Consider the following 24424-nt stretch of genomic DNA (forward strand, 5'->3'; position numbering starts at 1 on the left):
AGCCCCTGGGTTCCCGTACCAGGGGGAACAGCCCGTAGAGTGACGGGCATTGTCGACACGAGCGGGGGGACGGGGATGACCGGCGAACAGCGCCCCGGCACGACCTCCCGCATCACGGACGCCCTCCTCCGCCCGGACCCGGCGCCGGCCCCCTCCGAGGTTGAGACGACGACCCGGCTGCGCCCGATCGGGCCGGCCGAAGGGCCCCCGGGACCGGCCGCCCCGGCAGCGCCGCCGAAGCCGTCCGGCGCCACGGCGCCGACCGTGAGCCGGGCCGCCGCCGCGCCCGGTGCGGCGACGGGCACGCCGCCGCGCCCCGGCGGCACCCCGGCCGCCCCGACGGCTCCGCCGCGGGCGGGCTCGGGCACCGCGAGGCCGCTGCCCCCGACGGCGGCCCGGGCCACCCCCGCCGGGGCCCCGCCCCGCCCCGCCGACAGCCCCGACGGACCGGCACCCGTCCCCCCGGCCCGGCCGCCGGCCACGCCCTCGCGTCCCGCGACCGCGCCCGCCCCGTCGCGTCCCGTGGCTCCGCCCGCCCCCGCCGTTCCCCCGGCGGACACCGCGAAGGCCGCCGCGGCACCGCCGCCCCCGGCCGCGCCTCCGACCACCGCCGCCGCGAGGACCGCCACCGCCGCGAGGGCCACCGTCCCGGGGACGTCGGCGGCCGCTCCGTCCGCTCCGGCGCCCGGAGCCCCCTGGCAGCCCGCGTCCGCCGCCCCGGCCGGGCCCGCCCCGGCCGCCCGACCGGCACCCGCCCCCCTCCGTACGACGATCCCCGCGAGCGCCCCCGCCCGCCCGTCGTCCGCGGCCCCCGGCCCGGCTCCGGCGGTCCCCGGCCCGCTCCCGGCCGTTCCCGCGCCCGCGGGTCACGCCCCCGCCGCCGGCCCGCTCCCGAGGCCGGTGCCCCACCACGCCCGCCCCCACAGCACCCCGTTCGGCCACACGCCCCTCCACGGCCACGGCGCCCACCGCGCCGTCCTGCCGCCCGAGGCCCCCGTCGAGACCACCACCCGACTCCGGCCGGTACGGGAGCGGCGCACCGGCCGGGCCGTCGCCGTCGGCGTCTGCGCCGTCCTCGGGATCGGCCTCATCGGCGGCGCCCTCACCGGCATGTGGCTGGCCGCCGCCGAACCGGGCGCGCCCACCGAACCCCCCGGGTACACCGAGGCCAAGGACCTCTGGCACAACGCCCCCGTCGACACCCTCTTCCCCCGCACCCTCGCCGGACCCGGCGCCGGCCCGGGCGCCGCCGCCCGCACCTGGACCCGGATCGTCGTCGCCCCCGACGCCGCCTGCACCCCCGCCGTCCTCGCCGAGGGCCTCCTCGCCACCGTCCGGCCGCTGGGCTGCGAGCGCGTCCTGCGCGCCACGTACACCGACGCCACCGCCAGCAGCGTGATCACCGTCGGCCTCGTCTTCACCGACGCCGAGGCCGCCGTCCAGAGCACCCTCGGCCAGGGCCTCACGAGCCGCCTCGGGCAGGACGTCCCCCCGTCGCTTCCCGGGCCCGGCACCGTCGCCGCCCGCTTCGGCGCACAGCAGCGGGCCAGTTGGTGGCTGAACGCCCCCACCGACCTCCCCGTCGTCGTCACCGCCGTGTCCGGCTTCGCCGACGGGCGCCGCGTCGACTCCCCCCAGCCCGCCGACCGGGCCATGACGTCCGGCCGCACCGACGCCACCGCCCAGTCCGGCCTCGGCCACGAGGCCAAGAACATCACCGTCCGCTTCGAGCAGCTGCTGCGCACCGCCGTCGCCCCGCCGGCGAAGGACGCGGACGGCCAGACGAGCCGCGACGGCGACGGCACGGCGGAGGACGCCCGGTGATCCGCCTCCGCACCCCCGCGGCCCTCCTCCTGGCCACCGCGTTCGCCGTGCTCCCCGCCACCACCACCCCCGCGTACGCCGACACCATCAGGGCCCGGCAGTGGGGCCTCCAGGCACTCCACACCGAGGAGGCCTGGCGGACCACCAGGGGCGAGGGCGTCACGGTCGCCGTCCTCGACACCGGCGTCGACGCCGAGCACCCCGACCTCGAGGGCTCGGTCCTCGCCGGCCGCGACCTCGTCGGCTTCGGCGCCTCCCGCGGCGACCGCGCCTGGGCCCGGCACGGCACCGCCATGGCCGGGATCATCGCCGGGCACGGCCACGGACCCGACGGCGGCGACGGCGTCCTCGGCATCGCGCCCGACGCGAGGATCCTGCCCGTCCGGGTCATCCTCGAAAGCACCGACACGTCCCGCGACAAGGCCCGCAAGACCCGCGGCACCGCCCTCGCCGACGGCATCCGCTGGGCCGCCGACCACGGCGCCGACGTCATCAACATGTCCCTCGGCGACGACTCCAAGTCCGCCCACCCCGACGCGGGCGAGGACGCCGCCGTCCAGTACGCCCTCGCCAAGGGCGTCTCCGTCGTCGCCTCCGCCGGCAACGGCGGCGAGAAGGGCGACCACATCTCGTACCCCGCCGCGTACCCCGGCGTCATCGCCGTCACCGCCGTCGACCGCTACGGCACCCACGCCTCCTTCTCCACCCGCCGTTGGTACGCCACCGTCAGCGCCCCCGGCGTCGACATCGCCATCGCCGACCCCGACCAGCGCTACTACGAGGGCTGGGGCACCAGTGCCGCCGCCGCGTTCGCCTCCGGGGCCGTCGCCCTCGTCCGCTCCGCGCACCCCGACCTCACCCCGGCCCAGGTGAAGCGCCTGCTGATCGACACCGCCCGCAACCGGCCCGAGGGCGGACGCAGCGACGCCAAGGGCTACGGCACGGTCGACCCGGCCGCCGCGATCGAGGCGGGCGCGAAGATCGAGGGCGGCGACCCCAAGACCGCCTCCACCGGCTACCGCGGCCGTCACTTCGGCCCGGGCCCGCTCCCCGCCCCCGAGGAGGACCGCCCCGTCGGACTCCTCGCCCCCGCGGCCGGCGGCCTCGGCGTCCTGCTCCTCCTCACCGCCGTGATCCTCCGGCGCGCCCACCGCGCGGACTGAGCCGCCCCGCCGGGCGGAGGGCCCGGGCCGGGCGGTTAGGCTCGGTGCGTGGCGCTCAAGAACATCCCGGACCCCGGTTTCTCCGACGACGACGGCACCGCCGACCCGCGGCTCGCCGCGGCCCTCGCGGCCTGGGCGGAGGACCGGACCGCGCACGGCCCCGTCCTCGACGCCCTCCGGGAGGCCCGGCTGCTCGTCCCCGTCGTCGCCGTCCTCGGTGAGGTCGAGACCGACGAGAACGGCCTGCGACGCGAGAAGACCAGCGACATGGCCGTCCCCACCCTCACCGCGGGCGACCGGCGGGCTCTGCCCGCCTTCACCTCGATCGCCTCGCTCGCCCTCTGGGACCCGGAGGCCCGGCCGGTCGCGGTCCCGCTGCACCAGGCGCTCCAGGCGGCCGCGCACGAGAAGGCCGACACGGTCGTCCTCGACCTCGCGGGCCCGGTGCCGTACCAGCTGACCGGCCCGGCCCTGCTCGCCCTCGCCGAGGGCCGCACCAGCGCCGACCCGCTCGACGACCCCGCCGTGCGGGAGGCCGTCCGGGCCGCGGTCGCCGCGGAGCCCGCGGTGCTCCGCGCGCACCTGGGCCCCGGCGCCGCCGACGGCACCCTCGCCCTGGTCCTCGACGGGGCCGGCTCCCCCGCGGAGGCCGCCCAGCGCGTGGCCCGCGCGCTGGCCGCCGACGAGACACTGAGGGCCCGCCTGGTGCGGGGCCTCGACCTGGCACTCCTGCCGGCCTCGGCCACCCCTCCGGGCGAGCCCTTCTACGTGAGGAACTAGCTGCGCGCCCGCGTACCGCGGACCGGTCGGTCCTAGCCGAACACCGGCCCGGTGTACTTCTCGCCCGGCCCCTGGCCCGGCTCGTCCGGGACCAGGGAGGCCTCGCGGAAGGCGAGCTGGAGGGACTTCAGGCCGTCCCGCAGGGGAGCGGCGTGGAAGGACGAGACCTCCGTCGCCCCGGCGTCGAGCAGGCCCGCGAGCGCGTGCACCAGCTTCCGGGCCTCGTCGAGGTCCTTGTACTTGTCGCCCTCCTCGGTGAGCCCGAGCTTCACCGCGGCGGCGCTCATCAGGTTGACGGCGACGGTCACGATCACCTCGACCGCGGGGACCTCCGCGATGTCGCGGGTCATGGCGTCGAAGTCGGGGGAATCGGCGGTGTCGGGGGACTCGTTCTGGGGCGTCTCGCTCATGGCTCATACGATATGCCGGTCCTCGGTTAGCGGAGACCGCCGGGTCCTGCTAACCTTGTGTAACGACCGGCCGGACACCTGTGTGCCCGGCCCACAAGTGGAGGCTCCGCTCTCCCACCTGACCACCCTCGCGGGTGGCGGGTCACCGGTCAGGTGGCGCCCATCGTTCCGTACGGACGATGGAGCCGCCCGATGTGCGCCCCGCGGTTGACCGCGGCGGTGCTCCGGTATTCCCCTGGAGCCCCGCCTGTGTCCCGTCCGGGGCATTTTTCATGTACCGGCTCGGTTGGTCTCACCAGATACAGACATGCGCGTCCGTCCGCCAGGCGGTCGCGTGGTGCTACCGAGGAGGATCCATCAGCGCCGAGCCCCGCATCAACGACAGGATTCGCGTTCCCGAGGTGCGACTTGTCGGACCCAGCGGCGAGCAGGTCGGGATTGTTCCGCTTGCCAAGGCCCTGGAGCTCGCACAGGAGTACGACCTCGACCTGGTCGAGGTCGCGGCGAACGCCCGTCCGCCCGTGTGCAAGCTCATGGACTACGGGAAGTTCAAGTACGAGTCGGCCATGAAGGCCCGTGAGGCGCGCAAGAACCAGGCGCACACGGTCATCAAGGAGATGAAGCTCCGGCCGAAGATCGACCCGCACGACTACGACACCAAGAAGGGTCACGTCGTCCGGTTCCTCAAGCAGGGTGACAAGGTCAAGATCACGATCATGTTCCGTGGTCGTGAGCAGTCCCGTCCCGAGCTTGGCTTCCGGCTGCTTCAGCGGCTGGCGTCGGACGTCGAGGAGCTTGGCTTCATCGAGTCCAACCCGAAGCAGGACGGCCGGAACATGATCATGGTTCTCGGCCCGCACAAGAAGAAGACCGAGGCCATGGCCGAGGCGCGTGAGGCCCAGGCCGCACGCAAGGCCGAGCGCCAGGGTGTCGCCTCCGAGGAGACGCCCGCGGCCGCCGGTACCGAGGCTCCGGCCCCGGTCGCCGAGGCCGAGGCGGAAGCCCCGGCCGAGACCCCCGAGGCGTGATCCGCGGGGCTGCCAACCAGGCAGCCCCGGGCCCCGCCCGGAACCACCGAACGAAGAACTGACGCTCCCGGATCTCCGGTGCCCGCACCGGAGGGGAGCGCCACTGACGAGGAGATACGGCGCGATGCCGAAGAACAAGACGCACTCCGGTGCCAAGAAGCGCTTCAAGGTCACCGGCACCGGCAAGATCCTGCGCGAGCGCGCCGGCAAGCGCCACCTGCTCGAGCACAAGTCGTCCAAGCTGACGCGTCGCCTCACCGGCAACGCGGAGATGGCCCCGGGCGACGCGGCCAAGATCAAGAAGATGCTGGGCATCTGATCTGATCACCCGCCCTCGGCGACGAGGGCCACCGGCCAGGTCCGGGACCCATTCGTTTTTCGGGTCGTGTGAGTCCAACCACGACCCCGCTACAAGGAGTTAACAAGTGGCACGCGTCAAGCGGGCAGTCAACGCCCACAAGAAGCGCCGGGCGATCCTCGAGCAGGCCTCCGGCTACCGCGGTCAGCGTTCGCGCCTGTACCGCAAGGCCAAGGAGCAGGTCACCCACTCGCTGGTCTACAACTACAACGACCGCAAGAAGCGCAAGGGCGACTTCCGTCAGCTGTGGATCCAGCGCATCAACGCCGCTGCCCGCCAGAACGGCATGACGTACAACCGCCTCATCCAGGGTCTGAAGGCCGCCAACATCGAGGTGGACCGCAAGATCCTCGCCGAGCTGGCCGTCAACGACATCAACGCGTTCGCCGCGCTGGTCGAGGTCGCGCAGAAGGCCCTCCCGGCCGACGTCAACGCCCCGAAGGCCGCCGCCTGATCTTCCAGGCCGCAGTACTTCCGCCCGGACCCGCAGACGCGCACGCGCCTGCGGGTCCGGGTGCGTCCGCCCCCTGAAGGGTGTTCGGTGGAGGCGGGCCCCCGGCCCGACGCGCCACCGCCCCCGGTCCCGCGGACCGGCCCCGCAGCGCCGTGGAACCGGCCGCCCGGGCCCGGACCGTCCCGGACACCGCAGCCCACCGGCACCGAAGAGAGAACCGCCGCACCTCATGGTCACCCCCGAGCTGATCTCCCCGCGTTCCCCGCGCGTCGTCGCCGCCCGGCGGCTCGCCAAGCGCAACTTCCGGGGCAAGGACCGCCTCTTCATCGCCGAGGGCCCGCAGGCCGTCCGCGAGGCCGCCGAGCACCGCGGCTCCACCGGGGAGTCCACGCTCGTGGAGCTCTTCACCACCGTCGAGGCCGCCGAGCGCCACGGCGCCATCATCGAGGCCGCCCGCGCCGCCGGGGCCCGCGTGCACCACGCCTCCGACGCCGTCCTCGCCGAGGTGTCCCAGACCGTCACCCCGCAGGGCCTCGTCGGCGTCTGCCGGTTCCTCGACTCGCCGTTCGAGGAGATCGTCGCCGCCCGCCCCAGGCTGGTCGCCGTCCTCGCCCACGTACGCGACCCCGGCAACGCCGGCACCGTGCTGCGCTGCGCCGACGCGGCCGGCGCCGACGCGGTCGTCCTCACCGACGCCTCCGTCGACCTGTACAACCCCAAGTCCGTCCGCGCCTCGGTCGGTTCGCTCTTCCACCTGCCGGTCGCCGTCGGCGTCCCCGTCGAGCAGGCCGTCGCCGGGCTGAAGGGCGCGGGCGTCCGGATCCTCGCCGCCGACGGAGCCGGTCAGGACGACCTCGACGCCGAGCTCGACGCCGGCACCATGGGCGGACCCACCGCCTGGATCTTCGGCAACGAGGCCTGGGGGCTGCCCGAGGAGACCCGGGCCCTCGCCGACGCCGTCGTCCGCGTCCCCATCCACGGCAAGGCCGAGAGCCTCAACCTCGCGACGGCCGCCGCGGTCTGCCTGTACGCCTCCGCCCGCGCCCAGCGGCCCCGAACCTCCGCCTGAGGGGTCCATTCCGCTCTCTCCGCCCAGTAGAGTGACGCACTCGGGGGCCCACTGCGCTACACGGAGGGGTGGGGGTACGGCGATGACGGTCGGCACGGACAGTCCCGCGGACGCACGGAGCTCCGCGCCGCACGCCCAGGAACCACCGGAGGCCGCCGCGGACGCCCCGGAGGAGTCCGGGAGCGCCGCCGGGCGGCCCGGCGCCGACGGCGGGCCCCGGGAGGGCACGGTCCCCGGTGACACCGCCGGGGACCATGGGGACGGCGACGCGTTCGCCGGCGTCCTCCCCGACGACCTGCCCGACGGCCTCGTCGTCGCCGACGAGACCGGCCGGGTCGTCACCTTCAACGCCGCCGCCAGCCGCATCACGGCCGTCCCCGGCGAGCGGGCCCTCGGCCTCCCCCTCGACCTGGCCCTGCCGCTCGAAGACCTCAAGGGACGCCGCTGGTGGGCCCTGACCGACCCGTACGGCGGCCTCGCCACCCGCCGCGGCCAGCCCGAGCGCAACCTGCTGCTGCCCGGCGGCCGCGAGGTCCTCGTCTCCGCCCGCTACGTCCGCGAGCACCCCACCGGACCGGTCCGCCGGGTCGTGGTCTGCCTCCGCGGCACCGAGGCGCGCCGCCGCACCGAGCGCAGCCACGCCGAGCTCATCGCCACCGTCGCCCACGAGCTGCGCTCCCCGCTCACCTCGGTCAAGGGCTTCACCGCCACCCTGCTCGGCAAGTGGGACCGGTTCAACGACGAGCAGAAGCGGCTCATGCTGGAGACCGTCGACGCCGACGCAGGCCGCATCAAGCGGCTCATCGCCGAGCTCCTCGACATCTCCCGGATCGACTCCGGACGCCTCGAAGTGCGCCGCCAGCCCGTCGACATCGCCGCCGCCGTCGGCCGGCACGTCCAGGTGCACACCACCGGCGGCCAGTCGCCGGACCGGTTCTTCGTGCGGATCGTGCCCGGGCTGCCCGCGCTCTGGGCCGACCCCGACAAGATCGACCAGATCCTCGGGAACCTCCTCGAAAATGCGGTGCGCCACGGCGAGGGAACCGTCACCATCGAGGTGGCACCCGCCAGGACGTGCGCCGACGGAGAAGAGGGGACGGAGGTCACCGTGAGCGACGAGGGCCCCGGCATCCCCGAGGAGTCGATGAGCCGCGTCTTCACCCGCTTCTGGCGGGGCAGCAAGCGCGGCGGCACCGGCCTCGGCCTCTACATCGTCAAGGGCGTCGTCGAGGCCCACGGCGGAACCATCACCGTCGGCAGGGGCCCCCGAGGCGGGGCCGAGTTCCGATTTATGCTGCCCGTCGGCACCCCGGCCCATCTCGCCTGACGAGATCCAGCACGAAGTCCGACCGGATCGGACAGGATCGGACGAGATCGAAAGCCGCCCGGGGCGCCCACGGGCTCATTCGCATCCCCCCACCCCGTTAGACTCGTCCTTTGGCACGTTTGCGCCCTTGACGTCGAGCGGGGCCGCCCAGCCAAGCCAACGGAAGCACGGGAAGAGATGTCCGCACCCAATAAGTCGTACGACCCGGTTGAGGTCGAGGCACTGAAACCGGAAGAGATCGAGCGCATGCGGGACGAGGCGCTCGCCGCCTTCGCCGCCGCGGGCGACCTCGACGCGCTCGCGCACGCGAAGACGGCGCACACCGGCGGCACCTCGCCGCTGGCGCTCGCCAACCGGGAGATCGGCGCCCTGCCCCCGCAGGCCAAGGCCGCCGCCGGAAAGATCGTGGGCCAGGCCCGCGGCACCGTCTCCAAGGCGCTCGCCGCCCGCCAGGCGGAGCTGGAGGCCGAGCGCGACGCCCGCGTCCTCGTCGAGGAGGCCGTCGACGTCACCCTGCCGTACGACCGCGTCCCGGCCGGTGCCCGCCACCCGCTGACCACGCTCATGGAGCGCGTCTCCGACGTGTTCGTCTCCATGGGGTACGAGGTCGCCGAGGGCCCCGAGGTCGAGGCCGAGTGGTTCAACTTCGACGCACTGAACTTCGTGCCGGACCACCCGGCGCGCCAGATGCAGGACACCTTCTTCGTCGAGGGACCGGCCGGTACCAGCGGCGACGAGTCCGGCGTCGTGCTGCGGACGCACACCTCGCCGGTCCAGGCCCGCACGCTCATCGACCGGGAGCCCCCGGTCTACGTGGTGTGCCCCGGCCGCGTCTACCGCACCGACGAGCTCGACGCCACGCACACCCCGGTCTTCCACCAGATCGAACTGCTCGCCGTCGACGAGGGCCTGACCATGGCCGACCTCAAGGGCACCCTGGACCACATGGTCCAGGCGCTCTTCGGCCCGGACATGAAGACCCGGCTGCGCCCGAACTTCTTCCCGTTCACCGAGCCGTCGGCAGAGATGGACATGCTCTGCTACGTCTGCCGCGGCGAGTCCGTCGGCAACCCCGACCGCCCCTGCCGCACCTGCGGCAGCGAGGGCTGGATCGAGCTGGGCGGCTGCGGCATGGTCAACCCGAAGGTGCTCGTCGCCTGCGGAGTGGACCCCGAGAAGTACAGCGGATTCGCCTTCGGGTTCGGCATCGAGCGGATGCTGATGTTCCGCCACAACGTCGACGACATGCGAGACATGGTCGAGGGTGACGTCCGGTTCACCCGGCCGTTCGGGATGGAGATCTGATGCGGGTCCCGCTTTCTTGGCTGCGGGAGTACGTCGACCTGCCGGCGACGGAGACCGGCCGCGACGTCCAGGCCAAACTCGTTTCGGCGGGCCTCGAGGTCGAGACCGTCGAGCAGCTCGGCGCCGGCCTGACCGGCCCGCTGGTGGTCGGCAAGGTCCTCACCATCGAGGAGCTGACGGAGTTCAAGAAGCCCATCCGCTTCTGCACCGTCGACGTCGGCCAGGCCAACGGCACCGGCGAGCCCCAGGAGATCATCTGCGGCGCCCGGAACTTCGCCGCCGGCGACAAGGTCGTCGTGGCGCTGCCCGGCGCCGTGCTCCCCGGAGACTTCCGGATCGCCGAGCGCAAGACGTACGGCCGGGTCTCCCGGGGCATGATCTGCTCCGGCGACGAGCTCGGGATGGGCGACGACGGCACGCACGGCATCATCGTGCTGCCGCCGGAGCTGGAGATCGGCATCGACGCCACGAAGCTCCTGGAGCTGTACGACGAGGTCCTCGACATCGCCGTCACCCCGGACCGCGGCTACTGCCTCTCGATGCGCGGCGTCGCCCGCGAGACCGCCATCGCGTACGGCCTGCCGCTGCGCGACCCGGCGCTGCTCGACGTGCCCGCGCCCAACGCGTACGGACACCCGGTCCGGGTCACCGACCCCGTCGGCTGCGACCGCTTCACCGCGCGCACCGTCGTCGGTCTCCAGCCCGAGGCCCGGTCGCCGATCTGGCTGCGCCGCCGCCTCCAGAAGGCCGGCATGCGGCCGATCTCGCTCGCCGTCGACGTCACGAACTACGTGATGCTCGAACTCGGCCAGCCGCTGCACGCCTACGACCGGAGCCGTCTCGACGGCCCCATCGGGGTGCGCCGCGCCGAGGCCGGCGAGAAGATCACCACGCTGGACGGCACCGTCCGCGTCCTGGACGCGGCGGACCTGGTCATCACCGACGACCGCGGTCCGATCGGCATCGCCGGTGTCATGGGCGGCGCCAACACGGAGATCGCCGACCCGGAGACGGACCCGGAGACCGGCGTCGTCACCGGCACCTCCGAGATCGTCATCGAGGCCGCGCACTTCGACGCGATCTCGATCGCCCGCACCGCGCGCCGCCACCGGCTGGCCTCCGAGGCGTCCAAGCGCTTCGAGCGCGGGGTCGACCCGCAGGCCGGGGCGGCCGCCGCGCAGCGCTGCGTCGACCTGCTCGTGCTGCTCGCGGGCGGCACGGCCGAGGCCGGCGTCACCGAGATCAGCGCCCCGCCCGCGCCGCGCACCATCACCATGCCGGCCGACCACCCGGACCGGGTCGCGGGCGTCGGCTACGGCCGCGAGACCGTCGTCCGCCGCCTCCAGCAGGTCGGCTGCGACGTCTACGGCCAGGACGAGCTGATCGTCACCGTGCCGTCGTGGCGCCCCGACCTCAACGAGCCGAACGACCTGGCCGAAGAGGTCATCCGGCTGGAGGGCTACGAGAACCTGCCCTCCACGCTGCCGAAGCCGCCGGCCGGCCGTGGGCTCACCGAGCGCCAGCGCGTCCACCGCCGCGTGGGCCGCGCCCTGGCCGGCGCCGGCTACGTCGAGGCGCTGAACTACCCGTTCATCGGCGGGCAGGCCCTGGACGACCTCGGCCTCGACGCGGACGACGCCCGCCGCCGGGTCGTCAAGCTGGTGAACCCCCTCTCGGACGAGGAGCCCGGGCTCCGTACGACGCTGCTGCCGGGCCTGCTCGGCGCGCTGCGCCGGAACGACAGCCGGGGCAGCCACGACCTGGCGCTCTTCGAGACCGGTCTGGTCTTCCGGCCGGAGGGACAGCCGGGCGTCGCCGTCCGGCTGCCCGTCGACCGCCGTCCCACCGACGAGGAGATCGCCTCGGTCAACGCCGTGCTGCCCGCGCAGCCGCGCCGCGCCGCCGTCGTCCTCGCCGGAGCCCGCGAGCAGGCCGGCTGGTGGGGCAAGGGCCGTCCGTCCGACTGGGCGGACGCGGTCGAGGCCGGCCGTACCGTGGCCGCCGAGGCCGGGGTCGAGCTGATCATCAGCGCCGACCAGCACGCCCCGTGGCACCCGGGCCGCTGCGCCGCGTTCCACGTCGAGGTGGACGGCGAGAAGGTCCTCGTCGGCCACGCCGGCGAGCTCCACCCGCGCGTGGTCAAGGCCTTCGGCCTGCCGGCCCGCACCTGTGCGATGGAGATCGACCTGGACCTCCTGGAGAAGGCGAACGAGGGGCCCGTGAAGGCTCCCCGGATCTCCTCCTTCCCGGTCGCCACCCAGGACGTCGCCCTGGTCGTCGCGAGCGGCGTCCCGGCCTCCGAGGTCGAGGCCGCCCTCACCGAGGGAGCGGGTGAACTCCTGGAGTCCATCCGGCTGTTCGACGTCTACACCGGTGACCAGCTCGGCGAGGGCACCAAGTCCCTGGCGTACGCGCTGAAGTTCCGCGCCGCGGACCGCACGCTCACGGTCGAGGAGGCCAGCGCGGCCCGCGACGCCGCGGTCGCCCTGGCGTCCGAGCGCACCGGCGCCGTACTGCGCGGCGCCTGAGCGCCGTAGCGGAACCGCACGCAGGAGGGCCGCCCCGGGGGAATCCCCGGGGCGGCCCTCCGCCGTTCCCCGGGCCCGGGGAGTCGTTCGGGCGAGCGATCCTCGGGCACCCGTGCCGGTGGCGCAGGTCCGGCGCGGGACGGCGCGCCGAGGGCGCTCACTCCTTCGGGTGAGATCGCCGGGCGGTGTTCCCCGGCTGTCCGCGCGGTCGGGAGAATCGACGCGGCCGCAGGGGCGGACCTGTGGGCCGCAGGGCCTTCGGGCGCTGTCGGGGGCTCGGGAAGGGCCGTGCATGATCCGTACGAGGTCGTCACTCGCCGAAGGCTCCCGGCTCCGCCGGCTGGCCCCGCTCGCTCTTCCCACCGCCTGGGGCGCGGTGGCCGTGGCGTGGAGGTTCGGCTGTCCGCCGGCCAGTCAGCCGGGGCTGCCGATGAGGATCGCCACCAGCGTCGTCTTCCTCAGCGTCGGCATCGGTCTGGTGATCGGCCTGCGGCGCGGCCCGGCCCGGGAGCTGGCGCTGGTGCGGGCCGTCGCCGACGCCGCCCAGCAGGTGCTGCTGCGCCCGCCGCCCGCCCGGCTCGACGGGCTCTCCCTCGCCGCCGGGCAGTCGTCCGCCTCCCGTGGCGCGTCCGTCGGCGGGGACCTGTACGAGGCGGTGGCCACCCCGTACGGCGTGCGCATCGTGATCGGGGACGTGCGGGGCCACGGTCTCGCGGCGCTCGGCGCCGTGGTCGCGGTGCTGGGGAGCTTCCGCGAGGCCGCGCACGACGAGGCCGATCTGGTCGGGGTGCTGCGGCGTCTCGAGCGGGCCCTGGAGCGGCATCTGCGGGAGCGGGCGCGGGACGAGCACCCCGCGAGGGCGGCGGCGGCCCCGGAGCACCCGGCGGCGGAGGAGTTCGTGACGCTGCTGCTGCTGGAGGTCCGGGCCGACGGGCGGCTCTCCGTGCTCAACTGCGGTCATCCCGGGCCGTACCGCCTCGGGCGCACGGTGGAGCGGCTGCCGGTGGGCGACCCGCTGCCGCCGCTGGGGGTGCTCCCGCTGCCCGCCGCGCTCGCGCCGTACACCGGGGCCCGGCTGGCGCCCGGCGAGACGCTCGTCCTGCACACCGACGGCGCCGAGGAGGCGAGGGACCACCGGGGCCGGTTCCTCGACCTGGAGGCGGTGCTCGCGGAGGCCTGCGGGGCGGCTCCCGAAGGGGTGGTCCGCGCGGTCCGCACCGCTCTCCTGCACCACACGGGCGGGCGGCTCACCGATGACGTGGCCCTCCTCGTCGTGCGGAACGACCGTGTCCGGGTGCCGGCGCAGCCCGCCGAACCCGGGCTGCGCCGCCCCCGGCCCGCCCCCTCCACCCACTGTTGAGCGGAGGGGCCGGTGCCGGTGCCGCCCGCCCCGCCACGGAGTGTCGGGCAGATCAGCGGGGCGGGCGACACGGACCGGGCGGCCGCACTGTTTGAGGGGGGAGCCGGCGGCCCGGTCTTCGCCTTGCGGCGAGATGCACAGTCAACCGGTACGGGGAGGAGCGCGGCAGAGTACGCGGACCGGAAGAACGGGTACTTCGTTCACACCCCGTGCGAAACCCGCCTGTAGCGGTGGGCCGAGGCGATGCGGAGGGGGGATCTCCCGCTGGTTCGCTCCGTACGAATTCGGCCACCGCTACGCTGAGTTCACCGCGCTCGGAGCCGAGCGACCGGAGCGACCGGAGCGGTCATGCAGCCCAACACCTTGCTCGACGCCCTGCTCGACGAAGCAGGCGTCTCGAACGCCGGCCTCGCCGCCCGTGTGAACCGGGCCGGCCGGGCCAGGGGTCTCACCCTGCGCTACGAACACACCGCCGTGGCGCGCTGGTTGAAGGGTCAGCGGCCGCGCGGCCAGGTGCCGGACCTGATCTGCGAGGTCCTGGCCGCCCGGCTGCACCGGCAGGTGACCCTGGACGACATCGGCTTCGGGGTGCCCGGCGGGCCGGCGCCGGCGGTCGGTTCGCCGCTCTCCGGGTTCGTGGAGCGGGCGGCCGCCCTCTGGCGGTCCGACGAGCAGCAGCGGCCGCACATAGTCGCCGCCCCCGCGGTGACCGGCACTCCTGCCGTGATGCCGGTGTGGGAGTGGGAGAACCCGCCGGAGGACGTGGACGTCTCCCGGGTCGGCCGGACGACGGTGTCCGCCGCCGACATCACCGTGCTCAGCGCCGCCCGGTCCCACTACGAGCAGATGTACCGCAAGGCCGGGGGCATCGCGACCCGCGCCCGGATCGTCGGCTTCCTCACCGCCGAGACGGCGCCGCTGCTGCGCGGCTCGTACAGCGACGCCCTCGGCCGGCGGCTGCACCGCGCGACCGGGGGACTCGTGGCGGTGGCCGGCATCTGCGCGTACGACGCCGACGCGCACGGTCTCGCCCAGCGCTACTTCCACCAGGCGCTGCGGCTCGCGAAGGCGAGCGGGGACCGGGGGCTCGGCGCGTACGTGATCGCGCTCCTCGTCAACCAGTCGCTGTTCATGGGGGAGTACCGGCAGGCGGTGGCGTTCGCGGAGGCGGCGCTGCGGACGGCCGGGCGGCAGATCACCCCGGCGCTCGCCGCGGATCTCACGGCGATGCAGGCGAAGGCGTACGCGCACCTCGGCGACGGGGCGGCCGCCCTGGCCTGTATCCGGCGGGCGGAGACGGCGGCCGGGCGGATCACTCCGGGGGACGAGCCGGCCGAGACGGGCTATGTGCAGCCGGGGCTGGTCAACGTGCAGGTGGCCGAGGCGCTGCTCGATCTGGGTGATCTCTCCGCGGCCCACGAGCACGCGTCGACGGCGGTGCGGGCGCCCTCGCACGACCGGGGCCGGGTGCACCGGCTGGCCATGCTGTGCCAGATCGAGCTGCGCCAGGGGGAGGCGGACGCGGCGGCGCGGACCGCGGTCGAGATGACCGAGCGGGCGCGGGGGATGGAGTCGCGGCGGCTGCGCGACCGGCTGCGTCAGGTGCGGGAGTCTCTGCTGGCCAGCGGCGGCGGCGACGCCCGGGAGGCGGCCGCTCTCATCGACGGGGCGCTGCGCGTTCCCCTGTGACCCGCTGACTGCTGCGATATTGCCACCAAACAAGCACCGACCAGTCGGAAGGTGGCAAGAACGTGCAGTGGACGAAACTGAGTGAACACTCTGTCTATGAGAATCGCTGGTTCCAGGTGAACCTCGCGGACGTCGAACTCCCGGACGGCCGCCACCTCGACCACTATCTGATCCGGCTCCGCCCGGTCGCCGTCGCGACGGCGGTCAACGAGGCCGACGAAGTCCTGATGCTCTGGCGCCATCGCTTCATCACCGACAGCTGGGGCTGGGAACTGGCCGCAGGAGTCGTCGAGGACGGCGAGGCGGTCGAGGCCGCCGCCGCCCGCGAGATGGAGGAGGAGACCGGCTGGCGGCCGGGGCCGCTGCGCCATCTCCTCACCGTCGAACCGTCCAACGGCCTCACCGACGCCCGCCACCACCTCTACTGGGCGGAGACGGCCACCTACACGGGGCCGCCCGAGGACGCCTTCGAGTCCTCACGGCGGGCCTGGGTACCGCTCAAACAGGTCCCCGACATGATCGCCCGGGGCGAGGTCCCGGCCGCGAACATGGCGGCGGGGCTGCTGATGCTCCACCACCTGCGCCTGGGCTGAGGCGCCCGGGCCGGGGCGGCCCGTGACATGCCGGACGGCCCGTACCTGTGCGTGTGTACGGGCCGTCCGGGGTCGGGGGGATCAGGAGTACGGGTAGAAGCCCGAGCCCGTCTTCCGGCCGAGCCGGCCCGCGTCCACCATGCGCTGGAGCAGCGGGGGAGCGGCGTACAGCGGCTCCTTGAACTCGGAGTACATCGAGTCGGCGATCGACGCGATCGTGTCGAGGCCGATCAGGTCCGAGAGCTTCAGCGGACCCATCGGGTGGGCGCAGCCGAACTCCATGCCGTTGTCGATGTCGTCGCGGCTGGCGATGCCCGACTCGAACATCCGGATCGCGGAGAGCAGGTACGGCACGAGGAGTGCGTTGACCACGAAGCCGGAGCGGTCCTGGGCGCGGATCGCGTGCTTGCCGAGGGTCTTCTCCGCGAAGGCCTGGGCCCGGCTGATGGTGCCCTCGGAGGTGGTGAGGGCCGGGATCAGCTCGACGAGCTTCTGCACCGGGGCCGGGTTGAAGAAGTGGATGCCGATGACCTGGTCGGGGCGGGAGGTCGCCACGGCCAGCTTGACCAGCGGGATGGAGGAGGTGTTCGAGGCCAGGATGGCGTCGGGCCGGGTCATCACCTGGTCGAGGACCTGGAAGATCTCGGTCTTGACCTGCTCGTTCTCCACGACCGCCTCGATGACGAGGTCGCGGTCGGCGAACTCGCCCAGGTCGGTGGTGAAGCTGAGGCGGGCGAGCGTCGCGTCCCGCTCCTCCTCGCTGATCTTGCCGCGTTCGGCGGCCTTGGCCAGCGAGTTGTAGAGCCGTGTGCGGCCGATCTCCAGCGCCTCGCCGGTGGTCTCGGCGACCTTCACCTCAAGGCCGCTCCGGGCACACACCTCTGCGATGCCCGCGCCCATCTGGCCGCAGCCCACCACTCCGACGCGCTCAATGTCGGCCATGGAGTCCGTCACCTCGTGCCTTTCGCTCTTCTCTGGCGGCGGGGGCCCGTGCGATTCCGGTGCGTCCGCCTCGACCCCACGACGTTACCGCTCATTAACCGATGATCGATCGCCCGGGGCGGGCAGGCTGTCGCGGGGGGTGTGACGTATCCGACATGCGGGGGGTACAAGTGCGGCCTATCGGCAGAAGAGGCCTCGCGGCGGGGGCGGGCGGCGGGGCGGCCCGAGCCGTGTCGACCGAGGGCTCGGCGTGAGGATCTCCTCACGACGCGCGAAGAGGCGACGTGAGGAGATTCTCACGAGGAGCGAAGGGGCGGGACCCGGTCGGGGAGAGGTCCGCCGTCGTGGCGGACGTCCGCCCGACCGGGTCCCGGAGCAGGGGCGGGGGCCGGTCCGGACTCAGCCCGCGCCCTCCTCGGGGTGGTGGCGTACGACGGTGTCGGGACCCGGGGACATCAGGGCCTCGTGGCCGTCGTCGTCGAACTTGACGCGGTACGGGGGCGTGCCGTTCTCCCCCAGTACCTGAAGGACCTCGGCCGTACGGTCGTGGTGACCGACGGTCCGGCCGTGCACCAGCAGTGTGTCGCCCACGTTCGCCTGCATCGGGGATGACCTCCTCGCGACCGGGCCTGTGCTGTTCCGTGCGTATGTCTGCCATTGTGTCGCGGATCGCCCCGATCCGCCGGGCCGGCGGGTCAGCTCCTCGACCGCTGGGTCACCGCGATGCAGACCAGCACCGCCACCGCCGCGAGCGGCGCGGCGATGGGCAGGGTCTCGCCGAGCAGCGCGACCGACCAGACCAGGGTGAGCAGCGGCTGCGCGAGCTGGAGCTGGCTCGCCCTGGGGATGCCGATCGAGGCCATGCCCCGGTACCAGACGTACAGGCCGAAGAAGGTGGAGCCGATCGCCACCCAGGCCAGGCCGAGGACGCCGTGGGCGTTCAGGTGGACGGGTTCCACGGAGAGGGCCACGACCGAGCCGGCGGCCATCGGCGGGAGGCAGAGGATCAGGGCCCAGCCGATGACGTGCCAGCCCGGCATGAGCCGCGCGAGGCGCCCGCCCTCGGTGTAGCCGGCCGCGCAGACGAGCAGCGCGCCGAACAGGCACAGGTCGCCCCGGGACACCGCGCCGCCGCTCTGCTGGACCGTGAAGGCGAGCACGACGACCGCGCCCGCCACGGCCGCGCCCCAGAAGGTGCGGGACGGCCGACGGCCGGTGCGCAGCGCGGCGAACGCGGCCGTGGTGAGCGGCAGCAGGCCGACGACCACGGCGGCGTGCGAGGTGGTCGAGGTCTGCAGGGCCAGGGTCGTCAGGAGCGGGAAGCCGACGACGACACCGGCGGCGACCACGGCGAGGCCCGCCCAGTGGCGCCGGTCCGGCAGCGGTACCCGGCCGGCGAGGAGGAACCCGCCCGCGACGAGGGCGGCGAGGGTGGAGCGCACGGCCACGAGCGACCAGGGCCCGAAGCTCTCCAGGCCCCAGGCGGTCGACGGGAAGGTGAGCGAGAAGGCGACCACGCCGAGGGCGGCGAGCAGGGTGCCGCGGGGGAGCGGGTCGGCGGTGCCGGCGCCCGCGCCGCCGGCTGTCCGGGGCGCCGCGCCGCGGCCGGCGCTGCCCGCCACCACGGTGCCCCCCGTGCCGCCGGCCGCCGAGGTGCCGTTCGCGACGGCGGCGGAGCCCGCCGGACGGGCGGCCGCGTCTCCCGCGGAGTCCCCGTGGCCCGCGGAGTGACCGTCGGCGGGTCCGTCCGTCGTGGTGACCGCTATCGTCCTGTAGGCAGTAGCGCTATTCTGTGCTCTCATGAGTGAGCGTAGCAGTGTCGCGGAAATGGCGCAGTCCCTGAAAGCGGAGCTTGACCGCTACTCTCCCGGTGGAAAGCTGCCGTCGAGTCGTGCCCTCGTCGAGCGCTACCGGGTCTCCCCCGTGACCGTGACCCGGGCGCTCGCCCAGCTCGCCGCCGAGGGGCTGGTCGTCACCCGCCCCGGCGCCGGCGCCTTCCGTGCCGAGCCCCGCACCGCCGCGCCCGTCACCGGCGACACCTCCTGGCAGGAGGTCGCCCTCAGTGCCGATACCGCCACCGAGCTCGTCCCCCGGGCCGTCGACGCCTCCGGCGTCCTCGTCACCCTGGCCGCCCCGCCGCCCGGCGTGATCGAGTTCAACGGCGGCTACCTCCACCCCTCCCTCCAGCCGGAACAGGCCCTCGCCGGCGCGCTCGCCCGCGCCGGACGCCGCCCCGGAGCCTGGGGCAGACCGCCCACCGACGGCCTGCCCGAGCTGCGGGACTGGTTCGCCCGGGAGATCGGCGGCGGCGTCACCGCCGCCGAACTGCTCGTCACCGCCGGCGGCCAGTCCGCCATCACCACGGCCCTGCGCGCCCTCGCCCCGCCCGGCACGCCCGTCCTCGTCGAGTCGCCGACCTACCCGGGCATGCTCGCCGTGGCCCGCGCCGCCGGGCTGCGCCCCGTCCCCGTCCCGGTCGACGCCGACGGCGTCCGCCCCGAACTGCTCGACGCCGCCTTCCGGGCCACCGGCGCCCGCGTCTTCGTCTGCCAGCCGCTCTTCCAGAACCCCACCGGGGCGGTCCTGGGGCCCGAGCGGCGCCGCGAGGTGCTCCGCATCGCCCGCGCCGCCGGCGCCTTCGTCGTCGAGGACGACTTCGCCCGCCGGCTCGTCCACGAGGGCGCGCCGCCCCTCCCCGCACCGCTCGCCGCCGACGACCCCGACGGCGTCGTCGTGCACGTCTGCTCCCTCACCAAGGCCACCTCGCCGAGCCTGCGTGTCGGCGCCCTCGCCGCCCGCGGCCCCGTTCTGGAGCGGCTCCGCGCGATCCAGGTCGTCGACAGCTTCTTCGTACCCCGCCCCCTCCAGGAGGCCGCGCTCGAGCTCGTCGGCTCGCCCGCCTGGCACCGGCACCTGCGGAGCGTCGCGCAGGAACTGAGGAGCCGGCGGGACGTGCTGACCGCCGCCCTCGCCCACCGGCTGCCCGCGTTCGGCCTGCCGCACGTTCCGTACGGCGGCTTCCACCTCTGGCTCCGCCTCCCCGACGGCGTCCCGGAGGCGGGGCTGCACGCCGCGGCCCTGCGGGCCGGGGCCGCCGTGGCCCCCGGCCGCCCGTACTTCTGCGCCGAACCCCCCGCCGGCCACATCCGGCTGAGTTTCGCGGGTGTCGCCGGCCCCACGGAGATCGCGGAGGGCGTGCGCCGCCTGCGTACGGCCCTCGACGAGCTCACCGCTTGAGCGCCGGCGGTCCGCCGGGCGGCGCATCCGCCGCCGCCCGCCGGGCCCCGCCGCACCGCGGACCCCGGCAAATTCACCTGACAAACCCAGGAGTCACTGGAACGCTTCGCGCATGAGCGACAGCGCCGCCACGGACACCCCCGTAATGCACGGGGCGTACGAGATCTCAGCCGACTCCGCACGGATCGACGCCGCCCGGGTCCACCACTGGCTGTCCACCGACTCGTACTGGGCCCACGGCCGACCTCGGGAGAAGCAGGACCGGGCCATCGCGGGCTCGCTCAACCTCGGCGCCTACCACCGGGAGACCGGCGAGATGGCCGCCTACGCGCGCGTCGTCACCGACTACGCCACCTTCGCCTGGCTCTGCGACGTCTACGTCGACCGCCCGGCCCGCGGCACCGGCCTCGGCACGGCCCTCGTCGCCGCCGTCCGCGACCACCTCGCGCCCTGCGGACTGCGCCGCATCATGCTCGCCACGGCCGACGCGCACGGCGTGTACGAGAAGGTCGGTTTCGCGCCACTCCAGAATCCGGACAAGTGGATGGCTCTCGGGCAGCAGTGAGCCGGAGCCCCTCCGGCCCCGGCGAATGACCCCTTGACCTGCGGAGCCTCCGGCCCCACGATCGCGGCCATGGGTCTCAGGGTGACGCTCGTCACGGCGGCACGCAGCTCCTCCCTGCTCGCCGAGCGCTTCGAGGACGACCGGCCGCTCGACGAGGCCGGCTGGTACGACGTGCAGCAGGCCGCGCCCGCCCTCATCCCCCTCGGCGCGGCCGAACTGCGCTACTGCTCCCCGACCCCGCGCAGCCGCGCCACCGGAACCGCCCTCGGGTACGCCCCCCTGGCCCAGCCCGCGCTCCGCGACTGCGACATGGGCCGCTGGCGCGGCCTGACCCTCGCCGAGGTCGCCGCCCTCGAACCGGAGGCCGTCGACGCCTGGCTCGCCGACGCCCGCACCGCCCCGCACGGCGGCGAACCCCTCCTCGCCTTCATCACCCGGATAGGGAACTGGCTCGACACCCGCCCCGCCGACGACGTCGAGATCGTCGCCGTCGCCGAACCCTCCGTGGTCCGGGCCGCCCTCGTGTACGCCCTGAAGGCGCCGCCGGCCACGTACTGGAACGTCGACGTCCGCCCGCTCTCCACCGTCACCCTCACCGGCCGCCCCGGTCTGTGGCACCTCCAGCTCGACGCCGCCCTCCGCTGAGACGGCCGGTCGGCACGTGGCGGCGGGAGGGACCGGCCGCGACCGGCTAGCCTGAGAGCACGATGAACCGTTTGACCACGTCATGGGGCGCCTTCACGCTGACCCGCCATCCCGAGGACCCGCGCGACCAGTTGCGCGCCTGGGACGCGTCCGACGAGTACCTCCTGGCCAGACTGGCCGAGGAGGGCACCGACCTGTCCGGCACCGTCGCCGTCCTCGGCGACCGCTGGGGAGCCCTCGTCACCGCCCTCCAGGCCGCCGGCCCCGGAGAGCTCGTCCAGATCTCCGACTCGTACCTCGGACGGCGGGCCACCCGGACCAACCTCGCGCGCGCCGGGGCCGCCCGGGACTCCGTCCGGCTCCTCACCACCCAGGACCCGCCGCCCGAGCGGATCGACGTCCTCCTCGTCCGCGTCCCCAAGAGCCTCGCGCTCCTGGAGGACCAGCTGCACCGGCTCGCGCCGGCCGTGCACGAGGGCACCGTGATCCTCGGCACCGGCATGGTCAAGGAGATCCACACCTCCACCCTCCGGCTCTTCGAGCGGATCCTCGGGCCCACCCGCACCTCGCTCGCGGTGAAGAAGGCGCGGCTGATCCACACCACGCCCGACCCGTCGCTCACCCCGCGCCCGAACCCGTGGCCGCACCGCTACGACCTGCCGGCCGACACCCCGGCCCCCGGTCTGCCCGGTCTGACCGTCACCAACCAGGCCGGTGTCTTCTGCGCCGACCGCCTCGACATCGGCACCCGCTTCCTCCTGGCGAACCTGCCCGGCGGCATCGGCCGCGTCCGGGTCGCCGACCTGGGCTGCGGCAACGGCGTCGTCGGCCTCGCCATCGCGCTGCACGAGCCGCAGGCCGAACTGGTCTTCACCGACGAGTCGTACCAGGCGGTCGCCTCGGCCGAGGAGAACTTCCGCACGCACGTGGGCGAGGGGCGCAAGGCGGAGTTCCTCGTCGGCGACGGCCTCGCCGACGTCCCCGACGGCTCGGTGGACCTCGTCCTCAACAACCCCCCGTTCCACAGCCACCAGGCCACCACCGACCGCACAGCCCGCCGGATGTTCTCCGACGCGCGGCGCGCGCTGCGACCGGGCGGCGAACTCTGGGTCATCGGCAACCGCCACCTCGGCTACCACGTCACCCTCCGCCGGATCTTCGGCAACAGCGAACTGGTCGCGAGCGACGCCAAGTTCGTGGTCCTGCGCGCCGTACGGCAGGCCTAGGCCGTCGACAGGGGCGCGGCCTTCCGGCCGCGCCCCTTCGTCATGAGGGCCGGACCCCGCGAGCCCGGCCTGATCGGCAGGACACCCCCCGGGCGAGGCCGGGCCGGGCGGGCCTCCCCGGGCCGTCCGTCACGCCAGGCCCACCAGCCCCCGGTACCCCTCGCTCCACAGGTCCTCGTCCGCGTCCGGCAGCAGCAGGACCCGCTCGGGGCGCAGGGCGTCGAGCGCCTGCTCGTCGTGGGTGACCATCACGATCGCCCCCGGATAGGTGCCCACGGCGGCCAGGACCTCGTCGCGGGAGGCGGGGTCCAGGTTGTTCGTGGGCTCGTCGAGGAGCAGGACGTTGGCGCCCGAGTGGACGAGCGCGGCGAGCGCCAGCCGGGTCTTCTCGCCGCCGGAGAGCACCCCCGCGGGCTTCTCCGCGTCGTCGCCCCGGAACAGGAACGCGCCCAGGACCGCCCGTACCTCACCGTCCGTCAGCCGCGGAGCGGCGTCGGCGAGGTTCTCGCGGACCGTACGGGCCGGATCCAGCGTGTCGTGCTCCTGCGCGAAGTAGCCGATCCGCAGCCCCGGCCCGCGCACCACCCGCCCGCTGTCGGGCGCCTCCCGGCCGGCGAGCATCCGCAGCAGGGTCGTCTTGCCCGCCCCGTTGAGCCCGAGGACGACGAGCCTGCTGCCCCGGTCCACCGCGAGGTCCACCCCGTCGAGCACCGGGCGCGTCCCGTACGCCTTGGAGAGCGCGACCGCGCCGAGCGGCATCCGGCCGCAGGGGGCGGGCTCCGGCAGCCGGATCCGGGCGACCCGTTCCGCCTGCCGCGCCGGGTCGAGTCCGGCGAGCATCCGGTCGGCCCGGCGCGCCATGCTGCGGGCCGTCGTCGCCGTCGCCACCCGGGACTTCATGCGGTCCGCCTGCGCGTGCAGCGCCGCCGCCTTGCGCTCGGCGTTGACGCGCTCCCGCACCCGGCGCCGCTCGTCGGTCTCCCGCTGGGCGAGGTACGCCTCCCAGCCGGTGTGGTGGACGTCGAGGGCGGCGCGCCCCGGGTCGAGGTGGAAGACCCGGTTGACGGTGTCGGCGAGGAGCCGCACGTCGTGGCTGATCAGGACCAGGCCGCCGCGGTGGGCGGCCAGGTGGCCGCGCAGCCAGCCGACCGAGTCGGCGTCCAGGTGGTTGGTCGGCTCGTCGAGCAGCAGGGTGCCGTCCCGGCCGTGCCCCGCGAAGAGGATCCTGGCCAGTTCGACCCGGCGCTTCTGGCCGCCGGACAGCCGGCCGACCGGCAGGTCCATGGCCTCGGCGGGCAGGCCGAGGCCGGCGGCGACCCGGGCGGCCTCCGCCTCGGCCGCGTAGCCGCCGCCCGCCTCGAAGGCGGCCTCGGCCCGGTCGTACGCGGCGAGCGCCCGCGCGTCGGCGTTCTCGCCGAGCCGGCGGGCGGCCTCCTCCAGCCGCCGCACCGCCCCGTCGAGGCCGCGCGCGGAGAGGATCCGGTCGGTGACGGTCACGGTGGGGTCGGCGGCCCGCGAGTCCTGGGCGAGGTGCCCGACGGAGCCGGTACGGGTGACGGTGCCGGCGGCGGGCGGACGCAGCCCGGCCAGGGTGTCGAGGAAGGTGGTCTTGCCGGCGCCGTTGCGGCCGACGAGGCCGATCCGGTCGCCGGGGGCGACGTGGCAGGAGACGCCGGACAGCAGGAGCCGGGCGCCGACGCGCACGTCGGCACCACGAACGGTGATCATGGGGTAACGCTCCGAAAGGGCTTGAGGACACACGGGTGGCGTGGGTGTGGGTCCTCAGCTAGGAGATTCGGGGCGTCGACATGCCGCCGAGGCTAGCGGAGCGGGTGCTCGGGCGCACCGGGGTTTCCGTCCTGAGCCGCCCTCCGGGCGGGGGGACGGCGAAGGCCGGCTCGACGCGGGGGTCGTCGAGCCG

22 protein-coding genes are annotated in these 24424 nt (G+C 74.7%); 17 read left to right on the top strand and 5 right to left on the bottom strand.

Annotated elements, in window-relative coordinates:
- Window positions 1-75: 75 nt before the first annotated feature.
- Genes ACY0MR_RS29170 through ACY0MR_RS29180 form a run of 3 tightly spaced genes read left to right on the top strand, consistent with a single transcriptional unit; the run spans window position 76 to window position 3767 of the window.
- Window positions 76-1824, top strand: a complete 1749-nt coding sequence (locus ACY0MR_RS29170; RefSeq protein WP_473556236.1) for a hypothetical protein — start codon at window positions 76-78, stop codon at window positions 1822-1824.
- Complete coding sequence (mycP, locus tag ACY0MR_RS29175) at window positions 1821-2987, top strand: type VII secretion-associated serine protease mycosin (protein WP_388804648.1); 1167 nt, start codon at window positions 1821-1823, stop codon at window positions 2985-2987. The genes ACY0MR_RS29170 and mycP overlap by 4 nt, the downstream gene beginning before the upstream one ends.
- Window positions 2988-3035: 48 nt before the next feature.
- Window positions 3036-3767: an SseB family protein gene (locus tag ACY0MR_RS29180; protein WP_388804650.1), complete on the top strand. Its 732-nt coding sequence runs from the start codon at window positions 3036-3038 to the stop codon at window positions 3765-3767.
- Between the two features lie 32 nt (window positions 3768-3799).
- Here ACY0MR_RS29180 and ACY0MR_RS29185 read toward each other — a convergent pair whose 3' ends face one another.
- Window positions 3800-4177 (bottom strand): DUF1844 domain-containing protein, encoded by a 378-nt coding sequence (locus ACY0MR_RS29185; RefSeq protein ID WP_341625905.1) that lies wholly within the window; start codon window positions 4175-4177, stop codon window positions 3800-3802.
- A 272-nt stretch (window positions 4178-4449) separates the two neighbouring features.
- On the opposite strand from ACY0MR_RS29185, the gene infC reads away from it, so the two are divergent.
- The 10 genes from infC (at window position 4450) to ACY0MR_RS29235 (ending at window position 15888) form a co-directional block, all read left to right on the top strand.
- On the top strand, window positions 4450-5205 hold the full coding sequence (infC, locus tag ACY0MR_RS29190) for a translation initiation factor IF-3 (RefSeq protein ID WP_361856886.1): 756 nt from the start codon (window positions 4450-4452) through the stop codon (window positions 5203-5205).
- Window positions 5206-5329: 124 nt separating this feature from the next.
- A complete protein-coding gene (rpmI, locus tag ACY0MR_RS29195) occupies window positions 5330-5524 on the top strand; it encodes a 50S ribosomal protein L35 (protein ID WP_030316087.1) in 195 nt (64 codons plus the stop codon).
- A gap of 106 nt (window positions 5525-5630) precedes the next feature.
- Window positions 5631-6017 (top strand): 50S ribosomal protein L20, encoded by a 387-nt coding sequence (rplT, locus tag ACY0MR_RS29200; RefSeq protein ID WP_030493496.1) that lies wholly within the window; start codon window positions 5631-5633, stop codon window positions 6015-6017.
- A 229-nt stretch (window positions 6018-6246) separates the two neighbouring features.
- The gene (locus ACY0MR_RS29205; protein WP_361856879.1) at window positions 6247-7086 is read left to right on the top strand and encodes a TrmH family RNA methyltransferase; all 840 of its coding nucleotides are present in this window, start codon (window positions 6247-6249) and stop codon (window positions 7084-7086) included.
- Between the two features lie 82 nt (window positions 7087-7168).
- Complete coding sequence (locus tag ACY0MR_RS29210; protein ID WP_473556241.1) at window positions 7169-8413, top strand: sensor histidine kinase; 1245 nt, start codon at window positions 7169-7171, stop codon at window positions 8411-8413.
- Between the two features lie 177 nt (window positions 8414-8590).
- Window positions 8591-9718 (top strand): phenylalanine--tRNA ligase subunit alpha, encoded by a 1128-nt coding sequence (gene pheS, locus ACY0MR_RS29215; protein ID WP_388804659.1) that lies wholly within the window; start codon window positions 8591-8593, stop codon window positions 9716-9718.
- Entirely contained in the window at window positions 9718-12246 is a 2529-nt protein-coding gene (pheT, locus tag ACY0MR_RS29220; RefSeq protein WP_473556244.1) for a phenylalanine--tRNA ligase subunit beta, read from the top strand. Before pheS ends, pheT begins: the two co-directional genes overlap by 1 nt.
- Window positions 12247-12538: 292 nt before the next feature.
- Window positions 12539-13606 carry a PP2C family protein-serine/threonine phosphatase gene (locus ACY0MR_RS29225; protein ID WP_451059839.1) on the top strand — a complete coding sequence of 356 codons (1068 nt, stop codon included), beginning with the start codon at window positions 12539-12541 and terminating at the stop codon, window positions 13604-13606.
- A gap of 348 nt (window positions 13607-13954) precedes the next feature.
- Window positions 13955-15295, top strand: a complete 1341-nt coding sequence (locus ACY0MR_RS29230; protein WP_473556247.1) for a transcriptional regulator — start codon at window positions 13955-13957, stop codon at window positions 15293-15295.
- A gap of 62 nt (window positions 15296-15357) precedes the next feature.
- Window positions 15358-15888, top strand: a complete 531-nt coding sequence (locus ACY0MR_RS29235) for an NUDIX domain-containing protein (protein WP_388804671.1) — start codon at window positions 15358-15360, stop codon at window positions 15886-15888.
- A gap of 81 nt (window positions 15889-15969) precedes the next feature.
- Here the strand turns inward: ACY0MR_RS29235 and ACY0MR_RS29240 are convergent, their stop codons facing one another.
- The 3 genes from ACY0MR_RS29240 to ACY0MR_RS29250 all read right to left on the bottom strand — a co-directional run bounded on the left by ACY0MR_RS29240 (window position 15970) and on the right by ACY0MR_RS29250 (window position 18632).
- Window positions 15970-16830, bottom strand: a complete 861-nt coding sequence (locus ACY0MR_RS29240) for a 3-hydroxybutyryl-CoA dehydrogenase (protein WP_361856859.1) — start codon at window positions 16828-16830, stop codon at window positions 15970-15972.
- 399 nt (window positions 16831-17229) lie between these two features.
- The gene (locus tag ACY0MR_RS29245) at window positions 17230-17433 is read right to left on the bottom strand and encodes a DUF1918 domain-containing protein (RefSeq protein WP_361856857.1); all 204 of its coding nucleotides are present in this window, start codon (window positions 17431-17433) and stop codon (window positions 17230-17232) included.
- A gap of 92 nt (window positions 17434-17525) precedes the next feature.
- Complete coding sequence (locus tag ACY0MR_RS29250; RefSeq protein WP_473556250.1) at window positions 17526-18632, bottom strand: DMT family transporter; 1107 nt, start codon at window positions 18630-18632, stop codon at window positions 17526-17528.
- Here ACY0MR_RS29250 and ACY0MR_RS29255 point away from each other — a divergent pair.
- The 4 genes from ACY0MR_RS29255 to ACY0MR_RS29270 all read left to right on the top strand — a co-directional run bounded on the left by ACY0MR_RS29255 (window position 18631) and on the right by ACY0MR_RS29270 (window position 22503).
- Complete coding sequence (locus tag ACY0MR_RS29255) at window positions 18631-20067, top strand: aminotransferase-like domain-containing protein (RefSeq protein ID WP_473556252.1); 1437 nt, start codon at window positions 18631-18633, stop codon at window positions 20065-20067. The genes ACY0MR_RS29250 and ACY0MR_RS29255 overlap by 2 nt on opposite strands.
- A 112-nt stretch (window positions 20068-20179) precedes the next feature.
- A complete protein-coding gene (locus ACY0MR_RS29260) occupies window positions 20180-20632 on the top strand; it encodes a GNAT family N-acetyltransferase (RefSeq protein ID WP_361862639.1) in 453 nt (150 codons plus the stop codon).
- Window positions 20633-20701: 69 nt separating this feature from the next.
- On the top strand, window positions 20702-21277 hold the full coding sequence (locus ACY0MR_RS29265; RefSeq protein WP_388804682.1) for a histidine phosphatase family protein: 576 nt from the start codon (window positions 20702-20704) through the stop codon (window positions 21275-21277).
- A 62-nt stretch (window positions 21278-21339) separates the two neighbouring features.
- Complete coding sequence (locus tag ACY0MR_RS29270) at window positions 21340-22503, top strand: methyltransferase (protein ID WP_388804685.1); 1164 nt, start codon at window positions 21340-21342, stop codon at window positions 22501-22503.
- A gap of 129 nt (window positions 22504-22632) precedes the next feature.
- Here ACY0MR_RS29270 and ACY0MR_RS29275 read toward each other — a convergent pair whose 3' ends face one another.
- Window positions 22633-24231, bottom strand: a complete 1599-nt coding sequence (locus tag ACY0MR_RS29275; protein WP_404084393.1) for an ABC-F family ATP-binding cassette domain-containing protein — start codon at window positions 24229-24231, stop codon at window positions 22633-22635.
- Window positions 24232-24424 lie beyond the last annotated feature (193 nt).

The organism is Streptomyces sp. JN8 (genome assembly GCF_055808075.1).

What these genes read in the sequence shown, in the direction of transcription:
- ACY0MR_RS29170 (WP_473556236.1), top strand. Translation starts at nt 76, where the DNA reads ATGACCGGCGAACAGCGCCCCGGCACGACCTCCCGCATCACGGACGCC.
- ACY0MR_RS29245 (WP_361856857.1), bottom strand. Translation starts at nt 17,433, where the DNA reads ATGCAGGCGAACGTGGGCGACACACTGCTGGTGCACGGCCGGACCGTC.
- infC (WP_361856886.1), top strand. Translation starts at nt 4,450, where the DNA reads ATGTACCGGCTCGGTTGGTCTCACCAGATACAGACATGCGCGTCCGTC.
- ACY0MR_RS29185 (WP_341625905.1), bottom strand. Translation starts at nt 4,177, where the DNA reads ATGAGCGAGACGCCCCAGAACGAGTCCCCCGACACCGCCGATTCCCCC.
- ACY0MR_RS29255 (WP_473556252.1), top strand. Translation starts at nt 18,631, where the DNA reads ATGAGTGAGCGTAGCAGTGTCGCGGAAATGGCGCAGTCCCTGAAAGCG.
- ACY0MR_RS29205 (WP_361856879.1), top strand. Translation starts at nt 6,247, where the DNA reads ATGGTCACCCCCGAGCTGATCTCCCCGCGTTCCCCGCGCGTCGTCGCC.
- rpmI (WP_030316087.1), top strand. Translation starts at nt 5,330, where the DNA reads ATGCCGAAGAACAAGACGCACTCCGGTGCCAAGAAGCGCTTCAAGGTC.
- ACY0MR_RS29225 (WP_451059839.1), top strand. Translation starts at nt 12,539, where the DNA reads ATGATCCGTACGAGGTCGTCACTCGCCGAAGGCTCCCGGCTCCGCCGG.
- ACY0MR_RS29250 (WP_473556250.1), bottom strand. Translation starts at nt 18,632, where the DNA reads ATGAGAGCACAGAATAGCGCTACTGCCTACAGGACGATAGCGGTCACC.
- ACY0MR_RS29260 (WP_361862639.1), top strand. Translation starts at nt 20,180, where the DNA reads ATGAGCGACAGCGCCGCCACGGACACCCCCGTAATGCACGGGGCGTAC.
- ACY0MR_RS29275 (WP_404084393.1), bottom strand. Translation starts at nt 24,231, where the DNA reads ATGATCACCGTTCGTGGTGCCGACGTGCGCGTCGGCGCCCGGCTCCTG.
- pheS (WP_388804659.1), top strand. Translation starts at nt 8,591, where the DNA reads ATGTCCGCACCCAATAAGTCGTACGACCCGGTTGAGGTCGAGGCACTG.
- pheT (WP_473556244.1), top strand. Translation starts at nt 9,718, where the DNA reads ATGCGGGTCCCGCTTTCTTGGCTGCGGGAGTACGTCGACCTGCCGGCG.
- ACY0MR_RS29240 (WP_361856859.1), bottom strand. Translation starts at nt 16,830, where the DNA reads ATGGCCGACATTGAGCGCGTCGGAGTGGTGGGCTGCGGCCAGATGGGC.
- ACY0MR_RS29270 (WP_388804685.1), top strand. Translation starts at nt 21,340, where the DNA reads ATGAACCGTTTGACCACGTCATGGGGCGCCTTCACGCTGACCCGCCAT.
- ACY0MR_RS29265 (WP_388804682.1), top strand. Translation starts at nt 20,702, where the DNA reads ATGGGTCTCAGGGTGACGCTCGTCACGGCGGCACGCAGCTCCTCCCTG.
- ACY0MR_RS29210 (WP_473556241.1), top strand. Translation starts at nt 7,169, where the DNA reads ATGACGGTCGGCACGGACAGTCCCGCGGACGCACGGAGCTCCGCGCCG.
- ACY0MR_RS29230 (WP_473556247.1), top strand. Translation starts at nt 13,955, where the DNA reads ATGCAGCCCAACACCTTGCTCGACGCCCTGCTCGACGAAGCAGGCGTC.